General features: G+C 42.8%; 14 protein-coding genes and 1 pseudogene. 9 read left to right on the forward strand and 6 right to left on the reverse strand.

Annotated features, from left to right (window positions below):
• Window positions 1-5 precede the first annotated feature (5 nt).
• From G7Y45_RS18890 to G7Y45_RS18915, 6 genes are all read right to left on the reverse strand, one after another.
• Window positions 6-1,616 (reverse strand): PCMD domain-containing protein, encoded by a 1,611-nt coding sequence (locus G7Y45_RS18890; RefSeq protein ID WP_165016616.1) that lies wholly within the window; start codon window positions 1,614-1,616, stop codon window positions 6-8.
• 20 nt (window positions 1,617-1,636) lie between these two features.
• Entirely contained in the window at window positions 1,637-2,362 is a 726-nt protein-coding gene (locus G7Y45_RS18895; protein ID WP_005781085.1) for a hypothetical protein, read from the reverse strand.
• 10 nt (window positions 2,363-2,372) lie between these two features.
• Window positions 2,373-4,163 (reverse strand): DUF4493 domain-containing protein, encoded by a 1,791-nt coding sequence (locus G7Y45_RS18900; protein ID WP_165016614.1) that lies wholly within the window; start codon window positions 4,161-4,163, stop codon window positions 2,373-2,375.
• Between the two features lie 12 nt (window positions 4,164-4,175).
• Window positions 4,176-5,504 (reverse strand): DUF4493 domain-containing protein, encoded by a 1,329-nt coding sequence (locus G7Y45_RS18905; RefSeq protein WP_165016612.1) that lies wholly within the window; start codon window positions 5,502-5,504, stop codon window positions 4,176-4,178.
• Window positions 5,505-5,523: 19 nt separating this feature from the next.
• Window positions 5,524-6,333: a DUF4493 domain-containing protein gene (locus G7Y45_RS18910; RefSeq protein WP_165016609.1), complete on the reverse strand. Its 810-nt coding sequence runs from the start codon at window positions 6,331-6,333 to the stop codon at window positions 5,524-5,526.
• Window positions 6,334-6,556: 223 nt separating this feature from the next.
• Window positions 6,557-9,526: a PEP/pyruvate-binding domain-containing protein gene (locus G7Y45_RS18915; RefSeq protein WP_032535458.1), complete on the reverse strand. Its 2,970-nt coding sequence runs from the start codon at window positions 9,524-9,526 to the stop codon at window positions 6,557-6,559.
• Window positions 9,527-9,884: 358 nt separating this feature from the next.
• Here G7Y45_RS18915 and gdhA point away from each other — a divergent pair, with 358 nt between their 5' ends.
• The 9 genes and pseudogenes from gdhA to G7Y45_RS18955 all read left to right on the forward strand — a co-directional run bounded on the left by gdhA (window position 9,885) and on the right by G7Y45_RS18955 (window position 19,337).
• Window positions 9,885-11,222 carry an NADP-specific glutamate dehydrogenase gene (gene gdhA / locus G7Y45_RS18920; RefSeq protein ID WP_005781098.1) on the forward strand — a complete coding sequence of 446 codons (1,338 nt, stop codon included), beginning with the start codon at window positions 9,885-9,887 and terminating at the stop codon, window positions 11,220-11,222.
• 143 nt (window positions 11,223-11,365) lie between these two features.
• Window positions 11,366-12,529, forward strand: coding sequence for a Xaa-Pro peptidase family protein (locus tag G7Y45_RS18925; RefSeq protein WP_005781100.1), 1,164 nt, complete (start codon window positions 11,366-11,368; stop codon window positions 12,527-12,529).
• Window positions 12,530-12,913: 384 nt separating this feature from the next.
• Window positions 12,914-12,976 (forward strand): annotated as a pseudogene (locus G7Y45_RS20185) (zinc-ribbon domain-containing protein); the annotation flags it as partial.
• 105 nt (window positions 12,977-13,081) lie between these two features.
• Window positions 13,082-14,566 carry a C25 family cysteine peptidase gene (locus G7Y45_RS18930; protein WP_165016590.1) on the forward strand — a complete coding sequence of 495 codons (1,485 nt, stop codon included), beginning with the start codon at window positions 13,082-13,084 and terminating at the stop codon, window positions 14,564-14,566.
• A gap of 8 nt (window positions 14,567-14,574) precedes the next feature.
• On the forward strand, window positions 14,575-16,887 hold the full coding sequence (locus G7Y45_RS18935) for a zinc ribbon domain-containing protein (protein WP_165016607.1): 2,313 nt from the start codon (window positions 14,575-14,577) through the stop codon (window positions 16,885-16,887).
• A gap of 11 nt (window positions 16,888-16,898) precedes the next feature.
• Window positions 16,899-17,183, forward strand: a complete 285-nt coding sequence (locus tag G7Y45_RS18940; protein ID WP_165016605.1) for a hypothetical protein — start codon at window positions 16,899-16,901, stop codon at window positions 17,181-17,183.
• Window positions 17,164-18,435 (forward strand): tetratricopeptide repeat protein, encoded by a 1,272-nt coding sequence (locus G7Y45_RS18945; RefSeq protein WP_165016602.1) that lies wholly within the window; start codon window positions 17,164-17,166, stop codon window positions 18,433-18,435. Before G7Y45_RS18940 ends, G7Y45_RS18945 begins: the two co-directional genes overlap by 20 nt.
• A 19-nt stretch (window positions 18,436-18,454) precedes the next feature.
• The gene (locus tag G7Y45_RS18950) at window positions 18,455-18,889 is read left to right on the forward strand and encodes a hypothetical protein (RefSeq protein ID WP_165016600.1); all 435 of its coding nucleotides are present in this window, start codon (window positions 18,455-18,457) and stop codon (window positions 18,887-18,889) included.
• 7 nt (window positions 18,890-18,896) lie between these two features.
• Window positions 18,897-19,337, forward strand: a complete 441-nt coding sequence (locus G7Y45_RS18955; RefSeq protein WP_165016598.1) for a hypothetical protein — start codon at window positions 18,897-18,899, stop codon at window positions 19,335-19,337.
• Window positions 19,338-19,339: the final 2 nt, after the last annotated feature.

Below are 19,339 nucleotides of genomic sequence, written 5' to 3' on the forward strand. Positions count from 1 at the left end.
CTTTCTTATTCATACAATAATTCAAATTCATCTACCCACAGTTCACTGCCTACACCTACCGAACCGGTCACTTTCATTCCGGTAAAGTCGCCTCCGTAATGGCTCGAAGTGGCAACAATCGTTATCTTGGCGGGCTTGGCCGTTTTATTGGAGTAAGTCACATCGAACCGGAACTGAGTGTACTTGGTCACTGTCTCCTTTCCGACAAACTCTCCGTAACCGATCTCGTTATCTTTATCGTCCCACAAACGGAGATAGATATGGCATTCATCGTTTTTCAAGTTATCCGGATTGCCTACATAATCAACCGGCTTAGAAGTATATTTATACCATCCTTTCAATCCGGTGGGACGGGCTCCCGTAAACGAACGTCCAAACTTGGGACTGTCTTTGGGGCTTTGAGCATTCGTTTTATAATCACCGATGAACAAGTTGCCGGCAGCAACCCCTACCAATGGCACACTGCCCAAAGTAACCATATAGGCGGCTTTCCCGCTTACCGCCTCTTTCTCTTCAGGGCGGGTGCTCGAATCACGGCTGCCTGCCAACGAAGAGGTCACTCCGTCGTTTCCGGTCGCCCAATAGGAATTTGCTCCGTCAGAGTTCGGATACCAACTCTTCTTAAAGGTTCCTGTGGGATTCTGCGACCAGGTATCGAAGTTTAAGTTAGGTATTTCTTGTATCTTTTCGGTTGTGAACGCGGCTTCCGTACTGGGAATTTCTTCGACTACTACCCGCCAAACGTAGTCGGTGCCATCTTGCAACCCGGTCAGTGTCGTACTGAAAGTTGTACCACTTTCCAGTTTCACATCTGCCTCGGGTACAACGCTCCAGGTATCTTCCGACTTCTTCCTGTATTCCACACGGGGAGTGGTTCCCTGCTTCATGCCCCCATTCAGAGTGGCACGTGTGGCCCATACATCGGCACTGCCCGTAGTACCTGTCGATGTGGTACGCACCACATCGACCGTCCATAGCTCTTCTTTATCGAAACGGCTGACAACAAACTCTTGCGGTCTGCGAAAATTGGTTACGGTGGACGGATCGGGGGTGATGGTAGCCTTACTGCCTCCCAGAATCATCTTTGTTATCTTGACAGCAGACAAATCCTGTTTCTGCGAGACATACACCAATACCGTGTGATTCTTATCATCGATGATGGCAGGCAAGGCCTGGTTCTCGACTTCGACTACCCGCTCGATGGTCTGACGGACGGTTATCATCCACTGATAATCCTGATAGGTACGCAGCAGAACAGGAACGGTCTTACTGAAATCGACCCGTGTATCTGCTCCTGCCGGCAAGTCGGCTAAAGCAGAAAAGCCGGCCGAAGGAAATTTATTGGGGCTGACACAGTATTGTTCGTCTACGCTGTAAGTGGCTTCTTCGTTCACAACGAACCTGGTAATACGCAATTCTTCTATATCGACTTCATCACCTACTTCCACTGCGATGGTGCGGCTGTTCTTGTTTATCTCGGCATCACCGATCTGCCCTTCTACTTCGAAAACTGTAATTTCGCCTTTGATGTAAGGGTAAGGAATGTCATTCTGTATGCAAGCACCCAGAGCAAAGACCGACAGAAACAGGAATAGATAAATTTGTAAACTCTTCATTTCTCAAAACACTGCTTAAATTAGAAATACATCGTCATTCCGAGATTAATCGAGAATAAGTCTATCTTGAAATTACCACTTGCACTATGACGGGAAGCCTTGTTTACCTGATTGTGTATCTGATCGACCCATTTATAACTGAATCCCATCACTCCTACCGAAACTTCTACCGAAGCAAAATCGGATACGAATGCCGCCAATCCGGGAGCCGCACCGATCTCAAACGTGTGAGAACGCTGATAGTATCCCGTCAAGTCGTTACCCGTACCATTGGAGTGTTTCCCCTGCCCGTAAGCATAAGTCAGACGCACTTCATTGAAGAAACCGAACACTTTGCTGCTGCCCAGCCCCATATAGGTACGCAGAAATCCGGATGCGGAATAGTTATGCTCCAGATACATATCGTCTTTGATGTGGAACGAAAGATCATCGCCCAGATTAATGTCTACGTTTCCTATATTGAAGTAGGTACGAGAGTAAGTGAACCTGCCTCCCGCTGCCATATTGTCGGCAAAGAAGTATCCTCCGAAGGGACTCAAACGAAATGTATAACCTTTGGCATCGATATTTGCCAATACCAAAAACTGGTATTGATCAGCACTCTGCTCCGAATACGAAACTGTAGAACCCATAAACCATTGCCCTTTCGGGACAAACACACTCTTCACGATTCCACGGTCAAACTTCTTCTTTGCCTGGACCAGTACCGGACAAAGAAGAAGTAGAAATATAATTATTTTTTTCATTCGCTATGGATTAGTTGGCGGCAACAGGTGTACCGTACACCAATTCAAAATCATCAATCAACATGACACTGCTTTCGCTGCCGGTAAAGAAGTCACCATATTTACTTGCAGAAGCAACAACGATAATATATTTGGGTTTACGGGTCAAATCACGGTATTTCAAATCAATCGTAAACTGCTTCCAGACTACATTTCCGCTTTCATCGAAAGAACCTTTGGACTCTTCATCGGTAATGGAACCGTAGGCTATGACATCTTTATTGGCTTCAGAAAGATCAACCGTATAACGCGTAGGACTACCTTCTTTGTTATTGTTGACTTCATAAGCTGTCTTCACTCCATTATCATCAACCAAACCTTCATTGTCAGTCAAGGCAATATAGATAGCACATTTATCACCGCCCGAGTTTTTCAATTCCTCCACATTATGATCTCCACGATCTATACTGGTTCCACGAGTGTATTTGTACCATCCCTTCAGCTGCGTAGGACGTGACGTAAACTCACGACCAAAACGTATACGTGCTCCCATCGGGCTTGTATACGTTTCCATATAACGTCCGATATAGATGTTACCGGCAGCAAATTTTCCGATACTAAACACTCCCACAAATTGCGAAGACAATTTAGCCGATTTACCACCTACGGTATGTACATCGTTGCTTTCTCCGATACTTGGATTTTTACTCATGGTAGCTGCTCCCACATTACCGGTATCCCAATACGAATTCTTAGCAGAAGCCTCAGCCGCAGTTCCCGGGAACCAAATTTTTCCATTCTGATTCCATTCATCAAAACTTCCATTTTCCAGTTGTTTCTGAAGTTCGGTGGTCGCAGTCGTTATCTTTCCGTTTACTCCATTTATTGCAAAACAGAAATCATACTCCGTACCGGGAATCAGACCGGTTATGGTTGCAATAAGCTTTCCATCGGCCTGTTCAACATTGGACACCGTATTCCAATCTTCCGTTCCGGAAATGCGATATTTACACTCTTTGGTAACAACACCGTCAGGAAGAGGAAGAGTTACGTCTGCAAAATCAGACCAGACATTTACACTCGGATTACTTTCTTTAGGAATGGAAATATTCACATTATACTCTTTGGTAGAAGGATCTAAAGTAACAGATACACCACCAATAGCACCATTGGCCTTCATAGTATAGTTAATACGGTAGTGCTGACGTTCTTTTACATCTGTAATCGGTTCGGATTCAAAAACAAAAGAACGCCCATCCGTATTTGTCAATGCCAACGAAATATTCAGATTATCCACCGCAAAATATCCGGAACGTGTTTCATCCTTACCAAAAACCAGTTTACCGGAAGAATTACCCACAGAACAGCTCAGTTTCGAAAAATACTTCTTCACATCAGCACTGTAATTGACTGTCACTTTCACATTAGCCAAACGACACTCTATATTCACATTCTGATTTACTTTCGGAACAACCGTTACTTCACTTTGCCCCCAGTAATAAGGCTCGTCAAATCCGGCTGTCCCTACATCAACCCCTTTTGAGAAAGCATTAATGGTATAAGTACCCAATGGTAATTCAAGGGGAGCAGATGTCCAGTTATGCCAGTCATCAGTCTCTTTCACAACAGTCCCTGCTCTGTCAACTACCTGCAAGGCAATCGGCAACTCTTCTGCCCTTGTCGCCGGAACCAAAATCGTACTTGTATTCTTCTCCACGGAAAACTGGAGATAGCCAGTCTTGCCGTTAGAAGTCTCTTCTTGTTGGCATGATGCCATCACAAGAGTAAAGACAGAGACGAACAAATATATATATCTTTTCATTGGAAATTCAAATTAGTTTTTCACCACTTTTACTGTCAATTTCTTGGCTAACTCCTTACCATTATTATCAATCAGTTTAATAGTAAAATAATGTTGCTGAAGGCCAAACGGTGACAACATAGGCATAAAGCCGGATACATCAAAGATGAACTCTTTTTTATCTTTAATCGGATCATTCGGATCAATCAAACCAATACCGGATCCGTCTTCCAAACTACCTCCAAGTTTATCTTCCAAATCACCGGGATTAGCCAAATCGAATGTTTCTCCCAACCCCATTTGAGAAATCAAACCTATAAACTCATTAGAGTCTGAAGTGATAGTCACAAGCAAGTTCCGGATTCCGGCCGGAGCTTTCATCGTTACCTGAACTGTCGGCGGATTGTTCGTATCCACTTCCACCACTTCATCTGCTCCGATAATCTCTGGTCCGTCTTCTGCCGGCTGATCCGGTTCTGTCGGCTGATCCGGCTCCTCTGGTTTCGATTCTTCAATCAGTTCTGTTGGTACTTTCACTGTTATGCCGGTCTCGTCCATTGTCAAGTCAATATCCAACTGTATCCCCAATTTCGGATCAGAAGGGGTCACATCCGGATTTTCCGGGTCCTCACCCTCTTCTACAGGTTTCACTGTAACATTAAAAGAATCACCTCCCTCCAAGCCTTCTTCATCGGGTTTGGTCACAGTATAAATAGTTTCAATGTCTCTACCTGTTTCCTTCTCAGTTACTTTTGCCACAATTTTGATCGAAGTGGCTCCATTGGGAATGCTGAGATAAATTGAACCTAAATCTTCCTTCTTCACATAAATAACTCCGCCAATCCCATTTGAAACGGTGAACACATAATCGTCGGCAAACATACTAAGAAACTCGTCCGATACATTCAAACTGACCTTTACCGTTGCCGATTTACAGAGAACTTCCGCCTTAGATTCCATTCCCTGCTTCACTTCAATAGAAGAACTTCCTTCAAAATAAGGAGTACGCGAAGCATCTTGCAAAACACCGCTTTTAGCCACAATCTTATAGTTTCCTACCGGAACGACCAACGGCAAGGCCTCTTTCAGCTTCGCATAGCTGGCAAACGAACGAACCACAGCCTCAGTGGCATTATCAACAATCTCTACTTTATAGGTATTCACATCCAGTTCATCAGTAAGTGACGTACTTTCAGCTTTTGTAGAAGGCGTAGCCTGCGTCTTGTTCACCAGATCCAATGTCAGAAGTCCTTCGTCATTCTTCAAATTATATTTGCCTTCCAGCTCATTTTTCATCTCGCAGGAACTCAAACAAAGTGCTATCAATGCCAGCACTGCATATATGTTTCTTATCGCATTCATATATACCAATCTTTTATATTTACTTACTTGCATTACCCGGCCAATACTCTTCCGGAATCTCAATATTCACATCCTTATCTTCCGTACCGGTATCCACGGTTACGTCCAACGATGCAGTACCCGTAGAAATAGTAATCACCTCCGGATCTACTGTAATAGTAAGATGCGTTTTGGGATCTACTTTTTTCTCGGCAACCAAAGCTTCCATCACCACCGCATTGCCTTCTTTATCTTTGAAACCTCCTACAGTGATAGATACATTCTCACCATCGGCATTTGCTTTCAGATAAGCATCCTTACCGGAGTCTTTTTTCATATTTACTTCAAAAGGAGCAGTCAGGTGTGAAGTAGAAAGGGAGACAGTACAATCCGAATAATATTTCAGAAAATCCTCCGTATAAACGACTGATACTTTAACATTAGCCGGCTTACAGTACAAAATAACATTCTTTTGTTCGCCTTCACTGACAGTGAACTCCTGGCTGCCTTCCACATACAGTTTATCGAAACCTGCATCTACATTATCACCGTAGAAGGCTTTCACCGTATATTTTTTGCCGGCAGTCAGATCGATAGACAAAGGCATATCCTTGTACAGGCCATCGTATAAAGAGGTACCGTCGCCCTCGTTGACCGTAACTTGATAGTTATCGACTTTTTTGTATTCCGCTTCGCTGACGGAACGGGTTTTCTCTGCAAAAGAAGGATTGGCTGAAAGCCCAAGACTTAAAGAACCAACACCGTATGAAACAGCATCACTGCCGGAATCACACGAGGCAATACATGAAATTAGCATCGCCATACTAACCATAAAAGAGAGTCTTTTCATAATGATAACTACTAAATATTATTCATAAGTTGTAAAAACCGCAGGCAAAATTATAGTTTTCTTTTATTATAATAAATACACAACCTTCGATTCCTTACAAAATCTGAAAAAAGGGCCACAAATAGTTGTTTAATCATAAAAACAGACCACAGAAATGGGCTAAAACAAGAAAGTCCCGCCTTTCTTATGAAAAACAGGACTTTTTTTATACAATATTATTTTATTATTTCTCCGGCATAAGAACCACTCCAAGTTTCTTTTTACCATCCATTTTCACAACAATCGGCCTCTCAAAGTGTATGTGACGAAGATATTCAGTCTCAAATACGGCAGGTTGCGCATTCAGAAACTCCTGGTTGTATATTCCATCATTCATAAACGCATTGATGGTGAAATAACCTACACCAAAGGAGGTCAGATTCTGGAAGAAATGCGTCCCCTGACTGGGGTCTACCCGGTAATTGGTCAGTCCGGCTTCCACAATGACACGCGCAGCAGAAATATGCGGCCACTTCACCGGGATACCTAACCAAGTGTCACTGCTTCCCCATCGTCCGGGTCCGACAAGTACATAGTTCTTGCCTTCATTCAGGAACTGCTGGTTAAGTTTCTCTATTTCCCAAGCTATATTCTGATTGTTCGATGCACTGTAATGATCAGTCTTGACATATACGATATCATGTATTTCGTTCATAATGCCATGCCCCAAGGAGTTATTGGAACGGAGCAGCACATCTTCGTCCGGAATAGTAGTAAGATCTTCATCCAGCATATCTTTACTGTCTACAATGGGACGTACCTGAAGCAGATAGAACGTACCGGTCTTATCACGGTCATGATTGAGTGTCACTGCAAATTCGATCTCTACCGGACGGCGCATCTCCTGCTGCCCATAACGAAGTACCCAGCGCAGGATGCGTGCCAACGGAAATACATCGTGCTGCAAGATGTTGGCAAACGTAATCACTTTACGCCCACCGGGATATAAACCGTCACGAATCACCTGGTCATACGGATCATAAGTAGAAGCTATATACCGTAACGAACCGTCTTTTTCGGCTTCTTTCACATGCAACTTCAGAAGATTGAATCCATCATCAATCGAAAAGTTATCACCGGCATTTTTCAGATCGAGAGCGTAAAAACGGGTCTGCGTCTCTTTCAAGGCAATATCCAGTTCACTGGTTTGCAACACCTTTGAAGGATGGGCAGGCGAGAAACGTAAAGTCATACCTCCGTCCACGATATACTTGCCCAAACCGAGAGCCAGGTTTACCGTACCTTCTTCAGCTTTCTCGTCGCCAATGGGATAGTAATTGAGAGATCGGGCTACACCGGACATCGAAGGATAATAACGGTCTCCGTACTGATTGCCGACCACTTGTTGCAGAATAACGGCCATCTTTTCCTGATCGATCACATTCGAAGTGGCCTGCATATATGCCTTACTGTCGCGGAAATAAACAGACGCATATACGCCTTTAATGGCATCGGACAGCATACGGAGCATCTCATATTTATCATCCAGATAAGGAATCATATAGGTATTATAGATTCCTGCAAAAGGCTGATAGTGGGAGTCCTCAAGCAAGGAAGAAGAACGAATGGCGATAGGAGACTTCACCACATCGAAGAAAGTAAAGAAGTCTTCAACCAGACGGTCGGGCAACTTCGCTTTCAGGAAGTATTTCAGAATCGTATCGTCATCAGCATCGGAAAGGGCAATCTGATACAGATTATTGCTATCCATAAACTCGTCGAATACATCGGTACAAAGCACCACTGTTTTCGGGATAGCCACACGGGCATTCTCAAATTCTTCAAATTCCGGATGACGCTTCACCATATTGTCAATAAACGCCAGTCCACGCCCCTTTCCTCCCAACGAACCGTCTCCGATACGGGCAAAGTTTGAATAACGGTCGAAGCGGTCGCGTTTGAATACAGCTACCACTCCCTGATTTTTCATTTTTCGGTATTTAACAATGGCCTCAAAGATGATTTTACGATGCGCATCCACATCTTGCAGACTATGCCAGGTGATGGGACGAAGGAATTCCGCAACCGGAAACATAGCACGTGAATACAGCCAACGTGAAACATGATTGCGACTGATGTGATAAAGGAACGATTCGGCAGGAACGGCAAAAAGAATATTCTGCAACTCTTTCAGGTTCCGAACCCGGGCTATCTCGACACCCGTCTCAGGATTACGGAACACAAAGTCGCCAAAACCGAAATTATCGGAAACAATCCGGCGAAGATCGACATCCATTTTCTTGGAATTCTTATCAATGAACGTAGCTCCATATTTAGCCGCATAGGCAGCGTTCTCTGTCTCGGACGACTGGATGATCAAGGGTACGAACGGATCTTTCTTCCTGACTTCCGCACAAAGCTTGATTCCTGCCATGCCGTCCTTCTCTCCTTTCTCCACACGGGGAAAGCGGACATCGGTGATGACTCCCAGTATATTATTGGTATACTTATCGTATATATCCATTGCCTCCTCATAAGTACGGGCCAATACTATTTTGGGACGCCCGCGCATACGGAGTGTACGTTGATGGGCATTCAAAGCCTCGGTAGAGAACTCCTGACTCTGCTTCAACACAAATTTATAAAGATTGGGAAGCACGGATGAATAGAAACGGATACTGTCTTCTACCAGCAGAATCAACTGCACGCCCACCTCTTTCACGTCATGCTCCAGGTTCATCTTGTCTTCGATCAGCTTGATGATGGACACCAGCAAATCAGTATTTCCCAACCAACAAAACACGTAGTCGAATGCACTCAGGTCCTCGTTCGCTATCCGTTTGGTAATGCCGTGACTGAACGGTGTCAGGATAACGATCGGTATCTGTTCGTACTTCTCCTTGATATGACGTCCGATATCAAAACTATCGTTGTCTCCCGTACCCGGCATGCAAATCACCAAATCAAACGATACACTCCCAAGCTGTCTCAACGCCTCTTCCTCGGTAGAAACTTGCGAAAAACGAGGGGGATAACGGAGCGAAAGCGAGGTGTATTCATTGAAAATCTTTTCATCGATACGTCCGTCATCCTCCAGCATAAAAGCATCGTAAGGATTGGCTATCAATAAAACATTAAAGATTCGCCTTGTCATCAGATTGGCAAACTGAGTATCTTTAAAATAGAGCTGGTTTAATTTAAATTTGCTGAGCATGGGTTTCCCGTAGTTTTAAAATTCAACAGACAAAAGTCGCTGTTTTTATTGGGAAAAGCAAGAAAAAGCAATTCACTTTATTGCCAACTTCCAATATAGGCACAGATTATCTTCCCATTTCCGATTTGAAAACAAACCGAAACATCAAAGTCGAGAAATCCGAAATTACTAACTAAAAGACATAATCCGAAGGTAAAAACGAAGATTTGACATATTTACCCTCAATACTCTTTCTATCATTTTATCATTATTTAATCAAAATATTCCATACAATCAAATAACATTAGAAAAGTTTTCCTATATTTGCGATACAATAAAGTGACATTTTATCAGAATCAACCTATTAAAACATACTATTATGAACATCGAAAAAATCATGTCCTCTTTAGAGGCTAAACATCCCGGCGAATCAGAATATCTTCAAGCTGTAAAAGAAGTGCTTCTCTCTATCGAAGATATATACAATCAGCACCCTGAGTTTGAAAAAGCCAAAATCATCGAAAGACTGGTAGAGCCGGACCGTATCTTTACGTTCCGCGTGACATGGGTAGATGATAAAGGTGAAGTACAAACCAACCTGGGATATCGTGTTCAGTTCAACAACGCTATCGGCCCGTATAAAGGCGGTATCCGTTTCCACGCTTCTGTCAACCTGTCTATCCTGAAATTCCTCGGATTTGAACAGACCTTTAAGAATGCCTTGACTACTCTGCCGATGGGTGGTGGTAAGGGCGGCTCCGACTTCTCTCCACGTGGCAAGAGTGATGCTGAAATCATGCGTTTCTGCCAGGCATTTATGCTTGAATTGTGGCGCCATCTGGGCCCGGATATGGACGTACCGGCCGGTGACATCGGTGTAGGAGGACGTGAAGTAGGCTACATGTTCGGTATGTATAAGAAACTAACCCGTGAATTTACAGGAACCTTCACCGGAAAAGGACTTGAGTTTGGCGGTTCACTGATCCGTCCGGAAGCTACCGGATTCGGAGGTTTGTACTTCGTCAACCAAATGTTGCAGACTAAAGGTATCGATATAAAAGGCAAGACTGTAGCTATCTCCGGATTCGGAAATGTTGCCTGGGGAGCTGCTACCAAAGCTACCGAGTTGGGAGCAAAGGTTGTTACAATCTCCGGCCCGGATGGTTACATCTATGATCCGAACGGCATCAGTGGGGAAAAGATCGATTATATGCTTGAACTCCGTGCTTCGGGCAACGATATCGTAGCTCCGTATGCTGACGAATTCCCGGGATCTACTTTCGTAGCCGGTAAACGTCCTTGGGAGGTGAAAGCCGATATAGCCCTTCCTTGTGCCACTCAAAACGAATTAAACGGCGAAGATGCCAAAAATCTTATTAATAACAATGTTCTTTGTGTCGGAGAGATCTCCAACATGGGTTGTACACCCGAAGCCATCGATCTTTTCATCGAACACAAAACGATGTATGCACCGGGTAAAGCAGTCAATGCAGGTGGTGTAGCAACGTCCGGGCTGGAGATGTCACAAAATGCCATGCACTTGAGCTGGAGTGCAGCAGAAGTAGACGAGAAACTCCATACCATCATGCATGGTATCCATGCACAGTGTGTGAAGTATGGTACAGAACCTGACGGATATATCAATTATGTGAAAGGTGCCAACATTGCAGGCTTCATGAAAGTGGCTCATGCCATGATGGGACAAGGTATCATCTAAAAAGCTTTGTTTAGTTGTATTTGTGAATTGCGTTACTCATTTCCTGAGACAGGATGTGGGTAACGCTACTTTTTTCTGAAAAGGTTTCATTTTCAACTAAAATAGCCTAACTTTGCATTTCGAAACCAAATAATTGTTACGAAATGTTACAACCCGAATTAAAGATGCGCCGCGATAAAATTCGCGTGCTGATGGCTCAACAAAACATTGATGCCGCTCTCATCACTTGTAATGTAAACTTGCTCTATACGTATGGCCGTGTTGTCAGCGGATACCTCTACTTACCTCTCCACTCACCGGCCTTGTTATTCATCAAACGCCCCAACAATATTACCGGCGAACACGTCTTCCCTATCCGAAAACCGGAACAGATTCTTGATCTGATTAAAGAAAGCGGATTGCCTGCCCCTCAGAAACTGATGCTGGAAGGCGACGAACTGTCATATACAGAGTACAATCGCCTTGCCGCTGTTTTCCCAGAGTCGGAAATTGTAAACGGAACTCCGTTAATCCGCGAAGCGCGTAGCATCAAGACTCCTGTAGAAGTGGAATTATTCCGCCGTTCGGGTGTAGCTCACGCCAAAGCTTACGAACAGATTCCTTCTGTTTACCGTCCGGGAATGACCGATCTGGAATTTTCAATCGAAATAGAAAGGTTGATGCGTCTGCAAGGTAATCTGGGAATCTTTCGTGTGTTCGGTCAGAGCATGGAAATCTTTATGGGCAGTGTACTGACCGGAGACAATGCCGCTTTCCCTTCTCCATACGATTTCGCCTTAGGAGGTGAAGGACTGGATCCGGCTCTCCCGGGAGGACTCAACAGAAGCCTGCTAAAAGAAGGTCAAAGTGTGATGGTAGACCTCGGAGGAAACTTTAACGGATATATGGGCGATATGAGCCGCGTATTCTCCATTGGTAAGTTGAGTGATGAAGCGTATACAGCCCATCAGGTCTGTCTCGACATACAGGACGCCGTATCATCTATGGCCCAGCCCGGAGTTGTATGCGAGGATTTATATAATACAGCCATCGATATAGTGACCAAAGCCGGTTTTGCCGACAAGTTCATGGGTATCGGCCAGCAAGCAAAATTCATAGGTCATGGTATCGGTCTGGAAATTAATGAAGCTCCGGTGCTTGCCCCCCGTATGAAACAAGAACTGGAACCGGGAATGGTCTTCGCTCTCGAACCTAAGATTGTAATTCCGGGTGTAGGTCCCGTAGGTATCGAAAACTCGTGGACAGTAACACAAGAGGGAGTAGAGAAACTTACTATCTGTAACGAAGAGATTATTGAGTTGCAATAAAATAACTCTTTCTACTTCTACTTAAAGTGACAAAGCACCAGAAGAAAATTTATCTTCAAGACCCACTAAAGTATGTCTTGGCTGCTAAGGCGTATATCTTAGCAGCCAAGATAAAGTATGTAGAGAAATATTTTTTAGGATACGAATATAATAAGTCCGCAGCTTTCGTATTTTTTATCTTAACTTCAAGAATATATTTGAAAGTGATCTGAATCTCTTCCCATTAAATCATAAAACTTGGACAAACTTATAATATGGACTGATAGAAAAGAACAAGTAAGCCTAATGAATAAACTTCGCAGATAGAAAAAACTAAATTTAACTTCCTAACTGAAAAACATTCTTTATATTTGTAAAATTCATCAATTAAGACGACTAATTACTATGAGCTTCTGTCACAATTGCGGCCAAAAAATTGAAAATAACGAACGGTTTTGTTCAAACTGTGGGGTTCAGTTATGCAGTGAAAAGGAAAGTCACACTGCCCACGAAACAAATGCAGCAAATAAATATGGATATATCCTCACAAATCTAACAGCTTTGGGCAGAAAGTTGAAAGTAAACATATCACAAATAAAAGAACTCCTTTCCCTCTTTATTTCTGCCCGAAGAAACGAAAACGTATATTATGAATGTATAGATGTCTCAGATGCCGGACTTTCTCCTCAGGATTGTTGGGAAAAGCACCAAAAAATATTGGCTGGAAAATATCGACATTCTCTTTATCATGAAAATAAAAAAACGATATATGTATTCATCATCGGTGGTGATGACATCATCCCGATGCCGGTCGTGAAACACTTTCGTCCAACAAGTAATGAAAAAGATATTGAGACAGATATTCTTTACAGTTTTCTGTCGGAACCGGATACACAACAAAAGCTTGAAAAGTGGGAATTGTTTCAATATCCCCAAACTGTACATGTAGGCCGTCTCCCATTAGCAGCAGATGCAACCTGGGAACACCTTGAAAACTACCTCCATCGTTGTGTGCTATTGAACCAGTCGAAAGGCATCCCCCTTCATCAAGCTTATGCCCAATGCGATCCGCACTGGAAAAAAGTAAGTATAGAGGTGATGAAAGAAATCATAAACAGTAATTGCATACCCACTTACGATCCCCCGATAGATCCGAGATTTTACTATCAACATATCTTTCTCACGCCCGATATAACAGTAGATATTGTCGACAAAGTATTCAATACTGATGCCCAACTGTACTATTTCAACATGCATGGAAGCAATGCACCTTCTGTCAGTGGATTTCTGGGACAATCAATCATAGAAGGACAAGGAGCCAGTATCGGCATTTCTCCTCGGGAACTAACGCGTGCAAATAAAGCGAATATCGTTGTCACAGAAGCCTGTTACGGTGCCAAATACATCCAGAAGAAAGTGAATGACTCCATGTTGTTATCAGCTGTCACAGAACAGACAATGATCTATATAGGCTCCTCACGTATTGCTTACGGAGCCGTCGATCAGCCTCTCCAATCCTCCGTTTGGACTAGCAATGCAGATATCATCGCACAAGTATTTATGTCCGAAATGTTATCCGGATCCACAGCGGGTGAAGCCTTATTCAAAGCACGTAGTGAAGTTTTCAAACGTACTTCGGAAGCCTCAGCAGAAAATATGCTGACTGTAACAGAATTTAATTTATTCGGAGATCCAAGCTTAAAGACTTCCAGAACTTCAGAGCATTCAAAAGCATCAGAAACAGATTTCTTGATCATACCATCTGCTGCCACCACAAAATGTGAAATAGAGAACCTGTATGAGAATAAACCCAGTTCTATCCTTTCGGCGGTCAGACAACTTGTTAACATCAACCTGCAACATATCAGAGAGAAAATAGACAAGCATTTATATGAATATTACCAAATAAAACCACGCGAACTAACCCATATTTTCCTGAATAAATATGCGAATGGGAAGAAAGAGTATACGTACGCCTACTCCCTTAACGAATATACCCGGTTATTGGTAAATACTTCGCCCCAAGGAGAAATCATGGAAATATTAACATCAAAATAAAAACAACTATGAATGATACATGCATATCTTGCCACGCTACACTCAAACCGGGAGCTAAATTTTGCACCCAGTGTGGTACTCCACAGCCTGTTGAAGCAAAAACAACGCCTCAATGCAGTACTTGCCACGCTACACTCAAACCGAGAGCCAAATTTTGTACCCAGTGTGGTGCTCCACAAACTCAACCAGGCACAACAGCCAGTAGTGCACAACCCATCGATACAACCTCCGCACCTGCTATGACTATGCACAAACAAAAAATAGTATGGAACGTACAACCAGGAGAAATAGCCCGCTGCATCAATGAAGCGGAATTTATGCAATATGACACAGCTTTGGGCATTATTATCAATGACGGCACCACAGCCTATATCAAAGCAAACGGAAAACTTATAGCCGAAATACATGGAGGAGCCTACAACTTTATCAAGCCGGAAGAATTGGAAAGCCTTCTCAATACGCGTATCGGAGGATTAAGATCGGGAATCGGCAACGGATTTCGTTTTATAGCAAACCTTATTTTAGGCAGACCGGTGAAAGATCAGATCAACAATCAGGCAGATGAGCTTCGCCAGCTTCAATCTTTAGACCACACCATTGAATATCTAAAGAAAGGAGATCTTATTTCCATCACCCTCAAAGTTGACAAAAGTTTTCAGCTTATTTTCGGAGCAGCGCATCCGACTCCGGAAGAATATAATGATTTTATCCCGATGAAGATCAGGACCAGATATCTGGATGTAGACATGGGAATGCGCGCTTTCTTCCGAATCGAAAAGTTTGACCAGTTTACCGACCACTATTTAGGAGACAATAATAGCGTAACCACCCGTTCGCTGGCACATCAGATTACCCCAATCATACAATCAGCCATTCAGGAATATATGAATGATGTCGAACTGAACAATCTGCAGATTCCTTCCAACGTAGTAGGACAAATAGAACAGAAACTCAAGCAACAGGCCACATGGTCTTTACACGGAATCGTTCTTGAAAAGATAGTGGAGATAACCACCTCCAATCAGGATTTAGAAAGATTGCGTGAATTAAGCCGGGAACTGTATCTATCAGATCAGGAACTGGACTATCTTCACCGTACGAACGATTTTAAAAACCGCCTCAATACAGAAATAGCCCAACAGACATTAAATGAAGCGCAAAGTGATCTGGATTTATACAAAAGATTGGGAGAAGTTAACAAAGATCGGCTTCTGACCGAACAAGAATTTGAAAACTTCTACATGGTTCTTTCAAGGGAAAGAAGAATCCAGGAAGCACAAAGCAATCTCACCGAAATACAAGCTCAAGATGTGATCAATCAGGCATTGGCAGATATCGAACGTACCGGATTGCTGCGTGAAGAAGAAACGGAAATTTTAAAATTCCAGATACAAGAGAGACAATACCACCGTGGATATGCCGTCAAACTGATGCAACTGCAAAATGCCATCGAATATGAAAAGGTGCGAACAGGAGGTGAACAGGAAGTAGAACTGCAGGCCATGCTTCACCAACTGGAAATGACGCAACATGAAGATACCTACAAAGACGATCGTTTCTACAAAGAAATAGAAAAAATCACAGCCCGAAGACAGGCCGAACTGCAACTGCAAAAGGAAGCCCAACAAGCTCAAAACGAACAAGTGGAGTTTGCATATGACTTAGCCGAACGCGGACGTGAAGCCCAAATGGAACGACTCCGCCAAATAGAAGAACTGGATGCAAACATGGAAGACCGGGCATCTGCACGACGCATGCAGGAACAACAACAATTACTGGACGATGAAGCAGACAGAAGACGAATCGAATTGGAAGGCCTGAAGACTCGCCAAGGTATGACTGCCGAACAAATCATGTCTGAAAAAATTGCTAATATGAGTGAAGCCGCGCAAGCTGAATTCGCAAGAACATTTGCTGCCGGAAAAGATGTGGAGCAGGAAAGAGAACTCCGCAAACAACAGGAGGCCTGGATACAACAACAGAAAGAAGAGCGAAAAGAAGAAAACGACCGCTTGGAAAGAATCATGTCGCAAATGCTAAATACAGCCGCTAACATCAGCGGAGGTGTCGTACAAAACGAAAGGAACATGAAAGAGGAATACCGTCAGGAGATACACCACGAACAGGCTCGTCACGATCAGCATCAAGATCAGGCATTGAACTATACTACACGGTATGCACAACCGATGCCTTCTGCCACTTCTCTTTCTCCGACAACCAATGGAGGACCGGCAAAAAGTATTCAAAAAGTATGTTCCAAATGTCAGGCCATGTGTGAACCAAACGAACGTTTCTGCCAGAACTGCGGCAGCGAAATCTAAACAATAAGAGTATGGATATAGTAAAAGGCACAGTTTTAATCAGATACATGAACAAAGATTCGAAATCGGAAGGAGAAATCCCCTTCTTGATTTCTGAAAATATGGATATCTATCGGATGTACAGAAAGGAACACGGAGATATCAACGACCCTTATTTTACTCAGTTCGAAAAACAGGAAGTAGAAGTAGAAGGCGAAATACAGGAAAGTAATTTCTTTCTGGTAGAAAGACTAACGAAAATCAATTTAGATAATAGAGCAAACGACCTAAAAAATAATGAAAAAGATTTGTACTAAATGCAATAGAACGGTAGAAGGTATCGAAGCGAACGGTAAGTTCTGTAGCCAATGTGGTACGGAACTGACCGAACTGCCCGTATCGTCGACACCCAGTGGAGTATCGATCAATGAAGATAACCGCATAGACAAAAGTGTGCACACGGGAGATAATATAAAAGTCGGAGGCGATAATGCACAAACCATTAATAAGCAACAAGTCAGCACTACAAATATCACCAACATCCAGCAGATTCAACAAGATGAAACCAAGAAAATAGTAAATTGCGCAATCTCCGGAAAAGCCGTACTTCTTATAAAAACGGCCAACTGTCCCAAGTGCCATCGGTGTGTATCACAAGAATACTATATTGACAGTAAACGAATGTGTACAGATTGTTATGAAAAACAATATGGACACGCATACGATCCTCTCTCATCTACCCCTACTACCATCCGTCCAACAACATCGTCCAATAGCTATCGGCAACAAGCCAAGACAGAAGGAGTAGGTACGCTAATGGGAAATGGCACTCGCCCTACACCTCCTGCTACTCCTACTCCCGGCACTTCTGTGTCCAACAATAGCTCAACAAGTCCAATACTCTATATTGCTATTGCCGCAGCTATCGGAGTGGGAGGATACTTTCTTTTCAGCAATAAAGGTAGTGAAAAAACAGATATTCCGACAAAGCCGGTAACAGAACAAATCGTTTCCGAGTCGACACCAACTACCAATGAAACAACCAATAAGCAGTCTAAGAGACAGAATAAGACGACTTCTTCCGTAAAGCACTCTCAAGCCACAATTACGCCCAAAGTGAAAGAAGAAAGTCAGCCCAAGAAAACATCATCTTATGCAGCAGAACCATCAACTGCCAGAGAGAGTGTACCTGTACAACCTAAACTACAAACAGCCGGCGATTATTACAGTGCAGCAAAAAGTGCATATAATCGTGGCAACTATACACAGGCTGTCTCACAATTCCAAGAAGCGGCTGCCAAAGGTGATGTAGCTTCATATTACTATCTGTCCACCATATACAGAGAAGGAAACGGAGTTGGTAAAAGCGTCAATACTGCTTTTCAATATATGCTCAAAGCCGCCCAAGGTGGATATGTAGCTGCTTATTATGAATTAGCAGAAATGTATAGAGGAGGAAGAGGTACCGAGAAAAATATACCTCAAGCCCGGGTGTGGTACCAAAAGGTTATAGACACTGGAGGTAAGAATGCGGATAGGGCCAAACGAGCTTTAGATAATTGTAATTAATCATCCCAAATAAAGTATTATGAAGAAGATATCATTTTTTACACTGTTCATTTTATTGTCATTAGGTATTGAAGCACAGGTAAAGGTCAAATCTCCACATCCGGATGTGAAAGTTAAATTTTTACGTTGTGTAGAAGCTGGAGGAAGTGCTATATTAGAGTTCACAGTCAACAATCTAGGAGATAAAGACACCCAATTCGATATTGTAGGTTGGCAATCGAAAATCTATGATGATGAAGGAAATGTATATACAGATTTAAAAGCCCAGATATCGGGTAGACCTATGGCAACTGCCATTGAATTATTTCCCAGTAATATACCGGTAAAATGTAAAATACATATTGAAAACGTAAGTCAATATGCCTCTGAATTTTTAAAATGCCTGATACCCATTAACGCATATTCTTCAGGAAAAGCAATCGAATTTTTAAATATTCCAATAACAAGAGATTAGTATAAACATGAAAAAAATATTATTTTTAGCACTCGGATTAATCATCACGCTTTCCGTAGGTGCACAAATAAAAGTCGTTTCTCCACACCCAGACATCAAAGTGAAGTTTCTGAGATGTATTGAATCAGGTGGAACAGCTGTCATCGAATTTACTGTAAACAACCTTTCCAACCAAGATCAAGAGTTTACCATACTTGGTTATAATAATTACTCAACCGCATATGATGATGAAGGAAATGTATATCGAGGAGGAAACATTCAAATCTCAGATCAGACCTATTATGCAGTTAGTGTTGTATTTCCCAGCAATATTCCAATCAAATGCAGAGAACATATAGAAAAAGTCAGCAAATATGCAACTGAATTCTCCAAAGCTACTGTAGGAATTAATTACGGTCAAGGTACCAAAATAATCGAATTCTTTAATATTCCTATTACACGTGATTAATT

The sequence above is a fragment of the Bacteroides sp. ZJ-18 genome, assembly GCF_011038705.2.
Classification (GTDB): Bacteria; Bacteroidota; Bacteroidia; order Bacteroidales; family Bacteroidaceae; genus Bacteroides; species Bacteroides hominis.